The following is a 14153-nucleotide window of genomic DNA, read 5'->3' on the forward strand; positions in this document are numbered from 1 at the left end:
AGGGGCCTGCACAGGCCCCTTATTTTTATCCGCAAAAAGCTGATTTCATGACAGTTTTATTTCAATCCCCACTTTAGCTATGCGATGCTGGCGCAGAGCGCATTCGCCAACTACAGCTTAAGTACAAGACGTAGAGCGGCACGCGGCAACTTTCCTTCGCTCATTTTCGAGCGCACCCACACGGGGGGCCGAGCATGCTGACCTTGCTCAATCTGCTTTCCGCCGTGACCCTGCTTATCTGGGGCACGCATATCGTCCGTACCGGCATCCTGCGGGTCTACGGTTCCAACTTGCGCCAAGTCATCGGGCAGAACATGTCCAAGCGCTGGCTGGCGTTTATCGCCGGTATCCTGGTGACGGCCATGGTGCAGAGCAGCAACGCCACGGCAATGCTGGTCACGTCCTTTGTCGGCCAAGGCCTGATGGGGCTGATGCCCGCCCTGGCGACCATGCTCGGCGCCGACGTCGGTACAGCACTGATGGCGCGGGTACTGACCTTCGATTTGTCCTGGCTGTCGCCGCTGCTGATTTTTCTCGGGGTGATCTTCTTCCTGTCACGCAAACAGACGCGGGCAGGGCAGTTGGGCCGGGTGGGTATCGGCCTCGGGTTGATCATCCTCGCACTGCAATTGATTGTGGAAGCGGCCGGGCCGATTACCCACGCCCAGGGCGTCAAAGTCATCTTCGCGTCGCTGACCGGCGACATCCTGCTCGACGCTCTGGTCGGCGCCTTGTTCGCGATGATTTCCTATTCCAGCCTGGCCGCCGTCCTGCTGACGGCCACCCTGGCCGGCGCCGGTGTGATCGGCCTGCACGTGGCCATCGGCCTGGTGATCGGCGCCAACATCGGCAGCGGCGTGCTGGCGTTCCTCAGCACCAGCATGCAGAACGCTGCCGGACGCCAAGTAGCCTTGGGCAGCCTGTTGTACAAATTGATCGGCCTGTTGCTGATCATCCCGGTGCTCGACCCGCTCGTACGCTGGATGGATGGCCTGGACTACAGCGCGCAAGGCATGGTCATCACCTTCCACCTGCTCTACAACGTCAGCCGTTGCCTGATCCTGTTGCCCACCATTGGCCCGATGGCCCGCTTGTGTGCCTGGTTGCTGCCTGAGCGCGAAGAGATGAACGGCAAGGCCAAACCACGCCATCTGGACCTGGCCGCCCTGGCCACACCCAGCCTGGCACTGGCCAACGCTGCCCGCGAGACCCTGCGCCTGGGCGACCTGATCGACAATATGCTCACCGCCATGCTCGAAGTGCTGCGCGGCAAGCAGACCGCGATCACTCAGGAAATGCGCAGCCTCAGCGATGATGTCGAAGCGCTGTACAGCGCGATCAAACTCTACCTGGCCCAGATGCCCCGGGAAGACCTCAGTGAACATGACAATCGGCGCTGGGCCGAGATCATCGAACTGTCGATCAACCTGAAACTGGCCGGCGACCTGATCGAGCGCATGCTGCGCAAAGTCCAGCAGCAGAAAACCTCCCAGCGTCGTCAGTTCTCCGAAGTGGGCCTGGAAGAACTCACCGGCCTGCACAGCCAGCTGATCGCCAACCTGCGCCTGGGGTTGTCGGTGTTCCTCAGTGCCGACCCGGAAAGCGCCCGCCAGTTGCTGCGCGAGAAGCGCCGCTTCCGCGCCCAGGAGCGGCGCCTGGCCCACGCCCATGTCAGCCGCCTTCAGCGCAAGATCGTCCAGAGCCTGGAGACCAGCTCCCTGCACCTGGAACTGATTGCCGATATGAAACGCCTGAACTCGTTGTTTTGCAGCAGTGCCTATGTAGTGTTGGAAACGTCTGACACCGGCGCGCTCTCCGCCGAAGATATTGCCGACATCACACATTCGCCCTGAACGTACGGTGGCCCGTGAAGTCAGTTAAAAATGACCTCACTCGCCAGGAAGCTTGTTATGCGTCGCCTGTTGTTCGCTTGCCTGCTCATGGGATCTGCCCACGCCTTTGCCTTTGACCGCCTGCAAGTCGAGGGCTACACCTTGCCCAACGGCCTGCAATTGTTGCTCAAACCCGGCACCGAACGCGGGCATGTAGCGATCCGCCTGGTGGTCGGTGTAGGCCTGGATGACTTCAACTGCGCAGACAAGGAACTGCCGCACCTGCTCGAACACTTGCTGTTCAGCGGCATCGACGGCGGTGGCGAAGCCGAGCTGGAAGACCGTATGCAAGCCCTGGGCGGCGAGTGGAATGCCTACACCAGCAACGCCGACACCACCTTTGTGATCGAGGCGCCCGCGCAAAACCAGCGCAAAGTGCTGGACCTGCTGCTGGCGATCATCACCCGCACCGAACTGACCGACGCCAATATCAACGCCGCCAAGCGGGTAGTGGAGCGCGAAGACGGCGGACACTACTCACACCTGCAACGCCTGTTGGACCGCCAGGACCTGGGCCACACCGCCAGCAACCAATTGGCCGTCGAACTGGGGCTCAAATGCGCCGAGCGCGCCGAGGTCGACCACCTGACCCGCGACCAGTTGGAGAACCTGCGCGCACGCTGGTACGCCCCCAACAACATGACCCTGATTATCGTCGGCGACCTCGACAAACTGCTGCCCGCCTACCTGGAACGCACCTACGGCCAACTCGACCCGGTCGACCCCACTGAGCATCCGGCGCTGCCGGAAATACAACACGCCGCTGCCAGCCATCGCGAGTTGATCCACGGCTGGGTCGGCAACAGCGCCAAATTGCACTGGTTATTTCCCGAACCGATGCTGGACGAGGGGCATGATGAAACCTACGACCTGCTCAAGGATTACCTCGACTGGACGCTGTACCGCCAACTGCGTCTCAAGCACGGTTTGTCCTACGGCCCCTGGAGCGAGCGCGAAGTACTCGGCGGTGTCGGTTTCCTCAGCCTGAATGCCGACTTAGAGCGGGAAAACCTCCCCGAAGCGGAACACGTACTCCAGGACCTCAAGGCCCGACTGCTCAAGGACGGCCTCGACCCAGCGGTATTTGCGCGACTGCAACAAGCTGCCATTGCGCGCCAGGCGTGGGCCGTACAAGGCAACAGCGCCTTGGCCGACTACTACTGGAGCGCGTCCGGCGATTACAACAACGGCCACTTCAGTGACCCAGCCAAGCGCATCAAGGCCGTGAGCCTGGACCAGACCAACCAGGCCATGCGTGAAGTGTTCAAGCAGCCCGGTTACTGGCGTATCGAAAAACCGCTGCTCAGCTACGACATGCTGAGCTGGATCGGCGCCGCAGTGCTGGGACTGATCGCCTTTGTGCTGATCGGCGTGCGGTTTTATCGCAAACGGATTGCGCAATGAGTCACCGGACAACGGCCTAAGACGTTATTCTGTCTGGGATTTTTTCCTACAAGACTGTGAACCGCCGAATGCCAAACCTGACCCACTTAATCCAGCGCATCCTCGAGCTGATCAAGCGCTACCCAGGGGTGATTGCACTCGGCGGTTTTATCTCAGGCGTGGGCAGCTTCATCCTGGTGGATCGCCAGCAGGGCATGGCCAGCTGGATTGCGGTGATCATGCTGGTGAGCTGGCTGTGGCTGATGCTGGAAAACAGCTTCACCCAGCTGTTCACCAGGATTTTCAAGCGCGAAATCCCCGAACCGCTGTTGCGCTACGCAACCCAGATGATCCACCAGGAAAGTCTGTTTTTCGTGCTGCCGTTCTTTTTCGTCACCACCGCGTGGAACAGTGGCCAATCAGTATTCACGGGCTTGCTTGGCGCGGCGGCGCTGATCTCGATCACCGACCCGCTGTACTACAAGTGGCTGGCGCCCAAGCGCTCGCTGTTCCTTGCACTGCACACCTTTACGCTGTTCGCGGCGCTGCTCACCGCGTTGCCGATCATCCTGCACCTGACCACCGCCGAGAGTTACAAGCTGGCCCTCGGCGTGGCCATGGCACTGTCGATCCCCAGCCTGGCGGTAAGCCTGCCGCTGCGTAGCGTCAAAGGCTGGGCGATGCTGCTCGGGGTCACCGCCGCCATCGGCTGCGCCGGGTGGTTCCTGCGCAGTTGGGTGCCTCCGGCCACCTTGTGGATGACCGAAGTGGCCATCAGCACCCAACTGCAGGACCGCACGCCAGGCGACGACCTCAAGGAAGTCACTGCCGCCCAACTGCGCAGCGGTGGGCTGTACGCCTATACCGCGATCAATGCGCCGCGTGGACTGGATGAACGCATCTACCACGTGTGGAAATTCAACGGCCAAGAGGTCGACCGCATCGCCCTGGATATCCACGGCGGGCGCAAAGAGGGTTACCGCGCGTGGACCCACAAACAGAATTTCCCGGCCGACGCCGTGGGCCGCTGGCAGGTGCGGGTGCTGACCGAAGACGGGCAGGTGATCGGTGTGCTGCGTTTCAAGGTGACGGACTCAGCACAAACGGACAACCCAAAGTAGGCCGTATCGTGCTATTACGTAGGAATTGTGGATAGCCAAACAAGCTCGGAGCTTATGACCCCCCCTACAACGGCCGGCGCAGCCCACCTCGATACGTCCACCACCCCGCCACAACTGCGGATTACGGGGGACTGGACGCTTGCCCATTATGCCAGCCTGAAAAAGCTGTCGGACAAGCTCGACGGCCAATACGACGCCGGCGCGCGCATCGACCTCAACGGCCTCGGCGCCCTGGATACCGCCGGCGCCTCGTTGCTGGTGGAACTGCTGGGACCGACCCGCATCGAGCAGTCCGCCGAGCAGACCGATTGCAGCTTGTCTGCCGCCGACCGCGCGCTGCTCAAGACCGTCTACCGTTCCCTGAATGATTTTTGCGTGCCGGAAAAAGCCCCGGAAGAAGCGGCGGGCATTCAGGTTCTGGCACGTATCGGCCGTGCGGTGGACACGGTCTGGCAGGACACCAAGAAACTCCTGGGTTTCGTCGGCCTGATTCTCGAAACCTTCGCCCGTAGCATCTTGCGCCCCAAGCGCTGGCGCGTGACGCCCATGGTTGCGCACCTCGAACAGGTCGGACTGGATGCCGCGCCCATCGTGGCTTTGCTGACGTTCCTGGTGGGTGCGGTGGTGGCCTTCCTCGGCGCCACGGTGCTCAAGAGCTTCGGTGCGACGATCTTCACGGTAGACCTGGTGGCGTTCTCTTTCCTACGGGAATTCGGCGTCTTGCTCACCGCGATCCTGATCGCCGGCCGCACCGCCAGTGCCTTTACCGCACAGATCGGCTCGATGAAGGCCAACGAAGAAATCGACGCGATCCGCACCTTGGGCCTGGACCCGATGGAGCTGCTGGTACTGCCCCGCGTGCTGGCGCTGCTGGTGGCGCTGCCGATGCTGACGTTCCTGGCAATGCTCTCGGGCATCATCGGCGGCGGCGTGGTGTGCGCGGTGGCCCTGGATATTTCGCCGGCGATGTTCCTCTCGCTGCTGCAATCGGACATCGGCGTGCAGCACTTCCTCGTGGGTATGGTGAAAGCGCCGATCTTTGCGTTCCTGATCGCTGCGATTGGTTGCCTGGAAGGCTTCAAGGTCAGCGGCAGCGCCGAATCGGTCGGTGCCCACACCACCTCCAGCGTGGTGCAATCGATCTTTGTGGTGATCGTGATGGATGCCGTGGCCGCGCTGTTTTTCATGGAGATGGGCTGGTGAGTCGTCTACACCGAGCGCCCAGTGAGGCGGTGATTGAAGTGCGTGGCCTGTGCAATCGCTTTGGCAGCCAGAGCGTGCATGAAAACCTCGACCTGGATTTGTACAAGGGCGAGATCCTCGCAGTGGTTGGCGGCTCCGGCAGCGGCAAGTCGGTGCTGTTGCGCAGCATTGTCGGCCTGCGTCGTCCCAGCGAAGGTGAGGTGCGGGTGTTCGGCAAGAACCTGCCGAGCCTGCCGGAGCACGAACGCTCTTTGGTGGAACGACGCTTTGGCGTGCTATTCCAGAAGGGCGCGTTGTTTTCCTCGCTGACCGTTACCGAAAACGTCGCGCTGCCCTTGATCGAACACGCCGGCCTCAGCCGCCGCGACGCCGAGCACTTGGCCGCCGTCAAGCTGGCCCTGGCCGGGCTGCCATTGTCGGCGGCGGACAAATATCCGGCGTCGCTGTCCGGCGGCATGATCAAGCGCGCCGCCCTGGCCCGCGCATTGGCGCTGGACCCGGACATTCTGTTCCTCGACGAACCCACGGCGGGCCTCGACCCCATCGGTGCAGCGCAATTCGACCAACTGATCCTGACGCTGCGCGATGCGCTGGGCCTGAGCGTATTCCTGGTCACCCACGACCTGGACACGCTGTACACCATTACCGACCGCGTGGCGGTGCTGGCACAGAAGAAAGTGCTGGTGGCCGATGCCATCGATGTTGTCTCGGAAACCGACGACGCGTGGATCCACGAATATTTCCACGGCCCCCGTGGCCGCGCGGCATTGGATGCCGCTCAATCGCTCAACGAGGTATGACATGGAAACCCGAGCCCATCATGTGATGATCGGTCTGTTCAGTGTGATCGTGGTGGTCGGCGCGATGCTGTTCGGCCTGTGGCTGGCCAAGTCCAGCGTCGACAGCGCCTTCCAGGACTACGAAGTGATCTTCAACGAGGCGGTCAGCGGCCTGTCCCAGGGCAGCTCGGTGCAGTACAGCGGGATCAAGGTGGGCGACGTGATCAGCCTGAGCCTGGACCCCAAGGACCCGCGCCGCGTGCTCGCGCGCATCCGCCTGGCCGGGCAGACGCCGATCAAGGAAGACACCCAGGCCAAGCTCGCCCTGACCGGTATCACCGGTACCTCGATCATCCAGCTCAGTGGCGGCACCCCGCAGAGTCCCGAGCTCAAGGGCAAGGACGGCAACCTGCCGCAGATCATCGCCTCGCCATCGCCCATCGCGCGCTTGCTCAACAACAGCAACGACCTGATGACCAGCGTCAACCTGCTGTTGCACAACGCCAATCACATGTTCTCCCGCGAGAACGTCGAACGCCTGAGCAACACCCTGGAGAACCTGCAGCAAACCACCGGCGCGATTGCCGACCAGCGCGGCGATATCAAGGTGGTGATGCAGCAACTGATGCAGGTGAGCAAGCAGGCGACTGCGGCGCTGGAACAGACCACCGTGCTCATGCGCAACGCCAATGGCTTGCTCAACGAACAAGGCAAGCAGGCCTTCGGCAGCGCCGAGCAGGCCATGAAATCCCTTGAACAAAGCACCGCGACCATCAACACCTTGCTGACCAACAACAAGGACTCGGTGAACAGCGGCATGCAAGGCCTCAACGAACTGGCGCCGGCCGTGCGCGAGCTGCGCGAAACCCTCGGTTCGCTGCGCGCCATCTCCCGCCGCCTGGAAGCCAACCCCAGCGGTTACTTGCTGGGCAGCGACAAGAACAAGGAGTTCACGCCATGAAGCGTGCTTACACAATGATCGCCCCTTTGGCCCTGGCGCTGGTGAGCGCGTGTTCGATTCTGCCCAAGGCCGACCCTTCGGATGTGTATCGCCTTGCCGCGGCGCAGACCGCCAGCCAGGGCGCGCCGGTCAGCTGGTCACTGCGTGTGAACAAGCCGCAGACCAGCGAGTTTCTCGACAGCCCGCGCATTGCCGTGGTGCCCACTGGCGACCTGATCAGCAGCTATGCGAACTCGCGCTGGAGCGATCCGGCGCCGGTGCTGTTGCGCAACCGCTTCATGGACGGCTTCCAGCGTGATGGCCGGGTGACGCTGCTGAGCACCGATGACACCAACCTGCAGTCCGACTACGAACTGGGTGGGCAATTGCAGGCGTTCCAGAGTGAATATCACGGCGGTGCGGTAGAGGTGGTGATTCGCCTGGATGCGCGGCTGGTACGCGGCAGTGATCAACGGATCGTGGCCAGCCGACGGTTTGAGGTGAGGCAGCCGGTGAGCGACACCAAGGTGCCGGCGGTGGTCGCCGGGTTTGGGCAGGCGGGGGATCAGTTGAATAAGCAGGTGGTGGATTGGGTTGTTCAGCAAGGCAATAGTGCAGCTAAACACTGAGGGCCTCATCGGGGGCAAGCCCCCTCCCACATTTGAATGTGTTCACAGATCAACCTGTGGGAGGGGGCTTGCCCCCGATAGCAATCCGAGCCTTAACCAAAGAACCAATAGCACACCGCAATCGCCGCAACGACGCCGGCCAACTCCGCCAGCAACGCACAGCCCACGGCGTGCCGCGCGCGCTGGATGCCCACCGAGCCGAAATACACCGCCAACACATAGAAAGTGGTCTCGGTACTGCCCTGGATCGTCGCCGCGACCAGTGCAGGGAAGCTGTCCACGCCCTGGGTCTGCATGGTCTCGATCAACATCGCCCGCGCGGCACTGCCGGAGAACGGCTTGACCATCGCGGTCGGCAAGGCATCGACAAAGCGCGTGTCCATGCCCGTCCAGGCGACCACATGGCGTATGCCTTCAAGGCCGAAGTCCAACGCGCCCGACGCTCGCAACACCCCCACGGCGCAGAGCATCGCCACCAGGTACGGCAGCAGGTTCTTCGCCACGTCGAAGCCTTCCTTGGCGCCTTCGACAAACGCCTCGTAGACCTTGACCTTGCGCAGCGCACCGATCACCAGGAACAGCATGATCAGGCCGAACAAGGTGAGGTTGCCAAGGATCGAGGACAGCCCGGCCAGCGCCGTGGCGGAGAGGGTCGCCAACAACGCCATGAAACCACCCAAGACCAGCGCACCGGGAACCAGGTACGCCAGCACCACCGGGTCCCACAGCCGCAGGCGCTGCATGATTGCCACCGAGAGCAGCCCCACCAGTGTGGATGCACTGGTTGCGAGCAGGATCGGCAGGAACACCAGCGTCGGGTCCGCCGCGCCTTGCTGGGCGCGGTACATGAAGATGGTTACCGGCAACAGCGTCAATGAAGACGCGTTGAGCACCAGGAACAGGATCTGCGCGTTACTGGCGGTGTTGGGGATGGGGTTGAGTTCCTGCAAGGCCTTCATCGCCTTGAGCCCGATGGGGGTGGCGGCGTTATCCAGGCCCAGGCCGTTGGCGGCAAAGTTGAGGGTGATCAAGCCGATGGCCGGGTGGCCGGCGGGTACTTCCGGCATCAAACGGCGGAACAGCGGGCCGAGGGCCTTGGCCAGCCAATCGACGATCCCGGCTTTCTCTGCGATGCGCAGAAAACCCAGCCACAGCGTCAGGGTGCCGAACAACAGCACCATGACTTCCACCGACAATTTGGCCATGGCGAAAATGCTTTCGACCATTGCCGCGAATATCCCGGCGTTACCGCCGACCAGCCATTGCGCCAGTGCCGACACCATTGCCACGACAAAGAAGCCAAGCCACAGGCCATTGAGCATCAGTTGAATCCCCCCGAAGAATGGGGCGAATGATAGCGGGGCTGGCAGAAACGACAAACCCCGGAATTTTCCGGGGTTTGTCTTTAAGCCGTCACGCTATCAGCTGCGGGTGGCCTGGGCGGCCGGCGCGGCGGTCTTGGTGCGCCAATGCGGCAGCGAGTTCCAGTAGCGTTCGCCCTTGGCGTCGTCGTACATGCCTTCCCAACGGGAGATCACCAGCACGGCCAAGGCATTGCCGATCACGTTCAGTGCAGTACGCGCCATGTCCATGATGCGGTCGACACCGGCGATGAACGCCAGGCCTTCCAGCGGAATGCCCACGCTGCCCAGGGTGGCCAGCAGCACCACGAAGGACACACCCGGTACGCCAGCGATGCCTTTGGAGGTGACCATCAGGGTCAGCACCAGCATCAGCTGCTGGCCGATCGACAGGTCGATGCCATACAGCTGGGCAATGAAGATCGCCGCGATGCTCTGGTACAGGGTCGAACCGTCGAGGTTGAACGAGTAACCGGTCGGCACCACGAAACTGCAGATGGCTTTCGGCGCGCCGTAGGCTTCCATCTTCTCGATCACACGCGGCAGCACGGTCTCGGAACTGGCGGTGGAGTAGGCCAGTACCAGCTCATCCTTGAAGATGCGCATCAGCTTGATCACCGAGAAGCCGAACAGGCGGGCAATCAGGCCGAGGATCACGAAAGCGAAGAACAGGATGGCGACGTAAACCAGGATCACCAGCTTGGCCAGCGGCAGCAGCGAGGCAAAGCCGAAGTTGGCAACGGTCACCGCGATCAGTGCGAAGACCCCGATGGGGGCGTACTTCATGATCATGTGAGTGACTTTGAACATGCTCTCGGACACGCCCTGGAACATGGTCACCAGCGGCTCACGCAGCTCAGGCTTGAGGCTCGACAAGCCAAGGCCGAACAGCACCGAGAAGAAGATGATCGGCAGCATCTCGCCACGGGCGACGGCGGCGAAGATGTTCGACGGGATCAGGTTGAGGATGGTCTGGATAAACGCATGCTCATGCTGCACTTCGGCGGCGGTGGCGGTGTACTTGGAGATGTCGACGGTACCCAGGGTACTCATGTCGATACCCGCGCCCGGGTGGAACAGGTTGGCCAGCAGCAGGCCGACCACGATGGCGATGGTGGTGACGATTTCGAAGTAAAGGATGGTTTTGACGCCGATGCGCCCGAGTTTCTTCGCATCACCCACACCGGCAATGCCGACGATCAGCGAGGAAATCACAATCGGGATCACGATCATCTTGATCAGGCGGATAAAGATATCGCCCGCTGGCTGCAATACGTTGCTGATCCACCAGGCTTTTTCAGCACTGAAATGGTTAAGCACTGCACCGATTGCGATCCCCAGCACCAAACCGATGAGGATCTGCCAGGCGAGGCTTAGCTTTGCCTTCTTCATGTCATTACCCTTACTTCAAGTGAACTTAAGGCAAATGCGCCAGCCGCAACGCTCGAGAGCGAAAAAGTGTGTGCATCTGCCTCCATGGAAGGTCACCGCAGCATGGCCGAAATGGCTTACTGGCAGGCGAAAAAAGGCGCAACTATTCCCATGCAAGGGTTCGACGTCTAATGCCGTAAACGCCTACCCTATGCCGAATCGGCATGAGATTTTTTAATAATAACTGTCCGAACGGTCAGTTCAAATGTGACATTTTGTCCGACAAAAATGCCGTGAACCGGCCAAACCCGGCTCGCTCAGAGATTCGGGACGTCTCCGGGGACCTGGCGGAAATGCCTGAGAATTCCATCATTTAGTGTCGGAAATGTCCTATGGCACCCACCAAAATTTATCGATAGATGGTCTACCCGACACACTAAGTAATGTTTGGAGATGAGCAGAAAGGTGATTTGCGACTAAGGGCGGCATGAACAACGGAAGAAGGAGCGTTAAAGCCCGCCGCAAGTTCAGCAAGCCGATGGCTTGTGAACTTGCGTCGCAGCTTTTCGCCTGACCCGGCCCTTGCGCAGGCACTCCCTGTACCCGTAGGTCGCGCCGATCGCAGGTGATCAGAGCAACCCGGCCCCTTGGTCATGCACCGCCCTTGGCGAGCGATGCAAACAGAAAGAAGCGAGGGCTTCCTTCTATGGACGCCGGCCCCGCAGACAACACGCGTGTCAGACGGAACCTAGTACCAATTCGGATCTTTCTTCAGCTGCTCCATCAGCAGCTTCTGCATGCCTTCATCCGGTTTACCGATAAAACGGTAATCGGCATGCCGCGTTGGCGACTTGTCCTTAGGCAGACCGGCCGGGACTTCCACCAACATGGCGTAGGCATCTTCCTTGTCGAGGCTGAAGGCAACGATCAGGCGCTTGTTCAGGCAGGTGTCCGCGGTTTCGCAGAGCGGCCCGACCAGATACTTGTCGCCATCTTCTTCCACGGCATTCATTTGCTCAGCGGTGCCGGACAGGTTTATCACCCATTCCGGCAGGCGCTCTTCTTTCTTCACCACGCCTTGCCAGGTCTCACGGTATTGCGGGTCCGCGCTGAGCAATTCGTTGGCTCGGGACTGGCCGTCGTTGGCGGCCATCGCCAAGCCGCTGCCGCCCAGTAGCAGGGCGGCAGTAATGGCTTTGAAGGACAAAGTGGTCATTTTCAGCCTCGGCCGCGACGACCAAAGAAGAAGGAAGCGATGAACATCACCAGGAACACCACAAACAGAATTTTTGCGATACCCGTGGCAGTGCCCGCGATACCACCGAAGCCCAGGACTGCAGCCACAATGGCGATGATCAGAAATGTGATTGCCCAACTCAACATGGTGATTCTCCTTATGCTTCTTTATAGAGGTAACAGCGGTAGTGCTTTGCGGCCACGAAAGTGGCCTTTTGGTGCCTAGAACACCCAACGCTCCTGGGATGGCAGCTCACTCAGGGAAGACTCCTGGTCAACCATCCGCAGTTGCGGGGCTGTTGCATCGGCAGCAACACTGCCAACGGAACGGAAATGGGTCTGGGTCATGGACGGACGTTCAAACTGGGGGATCTGCTGCTGACTCTGCTGCCAATGTTGCAACTGCTGGCCACCGATCAACGTGACCATCAGGGCCAGGCTGGCAAACAGACCTTGCTGCAAGCGCAGTGGCGATACACGCAGTTGGCTGAGGCTTTGGCGAGTCATGCTGTTGTTCTCCCGCATTTTGATTATTCGTTGGAAGAGCTATTGCAGAGCGCGTGCCAGTTTTTTTACAAAATAAAACCCAATAAAATCAGATGGTTATGAACTAAAGACTCATGCACCCTCCAGCATCCTGCACGATGCCCCCGTGGATGCCGTGCGAAATGCACGATGGCCAGCGGTCGGGTCGAGGGATAGAAAACGAAGAGGGTGTTGCCGAAGTGGCAAGACGGCATGAAAACGCCATCAGACGCGGCTTTGTAGGAAGTGATGCAGATACCTGCACGACACTGCAATTTATCGATCAGAATAAACCATGCAACTTGCCCGATTATTCCGGGACTAAACACCATCATTCATAGTTTAAGGAGCGCGGGACAGATGGAATCAGCCAAGGAACTTCAAGGCCGCATTCTTTTAGTGGACGATGAGTCCGCGATCCTCCGCACCTTCCGTTATTGCCTGGAAGATGAAGGCTACACCGTCGCCACTGCGAACAGCGCGGCCCAGGCCGACGCCTTGATGCAACGCCAGGTATTCGACCTGTGCTTCCTGGACTTGCGCCTGGGCGAAGACAATGGCCTGGATGTGCTGGCCCAGATGCGAATCCAGGCGCCCTGGATGCGCGTGGTGATTGTCACCGCCCATTCGGCAGTCGATACCGCCGTCGATGCTATCCAGGCCGGCGCCGCTGACTACCTGGTAAAACCCTGCAGCCCCGATCAACTGCGCCTGGCCACCGCCAAGCAGTTGGAAGTGCGCCAACTGTCTGCTCGGCTCGAAGCCCTGGAGGGCGAAGTGCGCCAGCCGAAAGACGGCCTCGACTCTCACAGCCCGTCAATGATGGTGGTGCTGGAAACGGCGCGCCAGGTGGCTGGGACAGATGCGAACATCCTGATCCTTGGCGAGTCCGGCACGGGTAAAGGCGAACTGGCCCGCGCGATTCACGGCTGGAGCAAGCGTTCGAAGAAATCCTGCGTGACCATCAACTGCCCTTCTTTGACGGCAGAGCTGATGGAAAGCGAGCTGTTCGGCCATAGCCGAGGGGCGTTTACCGGCGCCAGTGAAAGCACCCTGGGCCGCGTCAACCAAGCGGACGGCGGCACGCTGTTTCTCGACGAGATCGGCGACTTTCCCCTCACCTTGCAACCCAAGTTACTGCGGTTTATCCAGGACAAGGAGTACGAGCGCGTGGGCGACCCTGTCACCCGCCGTGCCGATGTGCGCATCCTCGCCGCCACCAACCTGAACCTGGAAGACATGGTGCGTGACGGCCGCTTCCGTGAAGACTTGCTGTACCGCCTCAATGTAATCACCTTGCATCTGCCACCGTTGCGCGAGCGCAGTGAAGACATCCTGACCCTGGCCGACCGGTTCCTGGCGCGCTTCGTCAAGGAATATGCCCGACCAGCACGCGGTTTCAGCGATGAAGCGCGCGAAGCGCTGCTCAACTACCGCTGGCCGGGCAACATTCGCGAACTGCGCAACGTGGTGGAGCGCGCCAGCATCATTTGCCCGCAGGAGAAGGTGGAAATCAGCCACCTGGGCATGGCCGAACAACCTAGCAACAATGCTCCACGCATTGGCGCGGCACTCAGTCTGGACCAGTTGGAGAAAGCCCACATCGGCGCAGTGCTTGCCACCAGCGATACCCTGGACCAGGCGGCCCGCACCCTCGGCATCGACGCGTCGACCCTGTACCGCAAACGCAAACAGTACAACCTGTGAGCTGTA

At 60.7% G+C, this 14153-nt stretch carries 13 protein-coding genes; 8 read left to right on the plus strand and 5 right to left on the minus strand.

Annotated elements, in window-relative coordinates:
* The first annotated feature begins 194 nt into the window (after positions 1 to 194).
* From BMX59_RS04030 to BMX59_RS04060, 7 genes are all read left to right on the plus strand, one after another.
* Positions 195 to 1853, plus strand: a complete 1659-nt coding sequence (locus tag BMX59_RS04030) for a Na/Pi cotransporter family protein (protein WP_093120118.1) — start codon at positions 195 to 197, stop codon at positions 1851 to 1853.
* A 57-nt stretch (positions 1854 to 1910) separates the two neighbouring features.
* On the plus strand, positions 1911 to 3296 hold the full coding sequence (locus BMX59_RS04035; RefSeq protein WP_093120121.1) for a M16 family metallopeptidase: 1386 nt from the start codon (positions 1911 to 1913) through the stop codon (positions 3294 to 3296).
* 68 nt (positions 3297 to 3364) lie between these two features.
* Positions 3365 to 4396 carry a DUF5924 family protein gene (locus BMX59_RS04040; RefSeq protein WP_071490961.1) on the plus strand — a complete coding sequence of 344 codons (1032 nt, stop codon included), beginning with the start codon at positions 3365 to 3367 and terminating at the stop codon, positions 4394 to 4396.
* Positions 4397 to 4450: 54 nt separating this feature from the next.
* Positions 4451 to 5599 (plus strand): ABC transporter permease, encoded by a 1149-nt coding sequence (locus BMX59_RS04045; protein ID WP_071490960.1) that lies wholly within the window; start codon positions 4451 to 4453, stop codon positions 5597 to 5599.
* Positions 5596 to 6399 carry an ABC transporter ATP-binding protein gene (locus BMX59_RS04050; RefSeq protein ID WP_071490959.1) on the plus strand — a complete coding sequence of 268 codons (804 nt, stop codon included), beginning with the start codon at positions 5596 to 5598 and terminating at the stop codon, positions 6397 to 6399. The genes BMX59_RS04045 and BMX59_RS04050 overlap by 4 nt, the downstream gene beginning before the upstream one ends.
* A gap of 1 nt (position 6400) precedes the next feature.
* The gene (locus tag BMX59_RS04055; RefSeq protein ID WP_092241402.1) at positions 6401 to 7339 is read left to right on the plus strand and encodes an MlaD family protein; all 939 of its coding nucleotides are present in this window, start codon (positions 6401 to 6403) and stop codon (positions 7337 to 7339) included.
* The gene (locus BMX59_RS04060) at positions 7336 to 7947 is read left to right on the plus strand and encodes an ABC-type transport auxiliary lipoprotein family protein (protein ID WP_092241404.1); all 612 of its coding nucleotides are present in this window, start codon (positions 7336 to 7338) and stop codon (positions 7945 to 7947) included. Before BMX59_RS04055 ends, BMX59_RS04060 begins: the two co-directional genes overlap by 4 nt.
* A gap of 92 nt (positions 7948 to 8039) precedes the next feature.
* Here BMX59_RS04060 and BMX59_RS04065 read toward each other — a convergent pair whose 3' ends face one another.
* The 5 genes from BMX59_RS04065 to BMX59_RS04085 all read right to left on the minus strand — a co-directional run bounded on the left by BMX59_RS04065 (position 8040) and on the right by BMX59_RS04085 (position 12422).
* The gene (locus BMX59_RS04065; protein ID WP_071490956.1) at positions 8040 to 9269 is read right to left on the minus strand and encodes a nucleoside recognition domain-containing protein; all 1230 of its coding nucleotides are present in this window, start codon (positions 9267 to 9269) and stop codon (positions 8040 to 8042) included.
* A gap of 99 nt (positions 9270 to 9368) precedes the next feature.
* Positions 9369 to 10700, minus strand: a complete 1332-nt coding sequence (gltP, locus tag BMX59_RS04070) for a glutamate/aspartate:proton symporter GltP (protein WP_092241406.1) — start codon at positions 10698 to 10700, stop codon at positions 9369 to 9371.
* Between the two features lie 727 nt (positions 10701 to 11427).
* Positions 11428 to 11895: an inhibitor of vertebrate lysozyme family protein gene (locus tag BMX59_RS04075; RefSeq protein WP_071490955.1), complete on the minus strand. Its 468-nt coding sequence runs from the start codon at positions 11893 to 11895 to the stop codon at positions 11428 to 11430.
* A 2-nt stretch (positions 11896 to 11897) separates the two neighbouring features.
* Positions 11898 to 12062, minus strand: a complete 165-nt coding sequence (locus tag BMX59_RS04080; protein ID WP_003170804.1) for a DUF1328 domain-containing protein — start codon at positions 12060 to 12062, stop codon at positions 11898 to 11900.
* Positions 12063 to 12137: 75 nt separating this feature from the next.
* Positions 12138 to 12422: a hypothetical protein gene (locus tag BMX59_RS04085; RefSeq protein ID WP_071490977.1), complete on the minus strand. Its 285-nt coding sequence runs from the start codon at positions 12420 to 12422 to the stop codon at positions 12138 to 12140.
* Between the two features lie 378 nt (positions 12423 to 12800).
* Here BMX59_RS04085 and algB point away from each other — a divergent pair, with 378 nt between their 5' ends.
* The gene (algB, locus tag BMX59_RS04090) at positions 12801 to 14147 is read left to right on the plus strand and encodes a sigma-54-dependent response regulator transcription factor AlgB (RefSeq protein WP_058424438.1); all 1347 of its coding nucleotides are present in this window, start codon (positions 12801 to 12803) and stop codon (positions 14145 to 14147) included.
* Positions 14148 to 14153: the final 6 nt, after the last annotated feature.

It is taken from the genome of Pseudomonas sp. NFR09, assembly GCF_900111535.1.
In the GTDB taxonomy this organism is placed as follows: domain Bacteria; phylum Pseudomonadota; class Gammaproteobacteria; order Pseudomonadales; family Pseudomonadaceae; genus Aquipseudomonas; species Aquipseudomonas extremorientalis.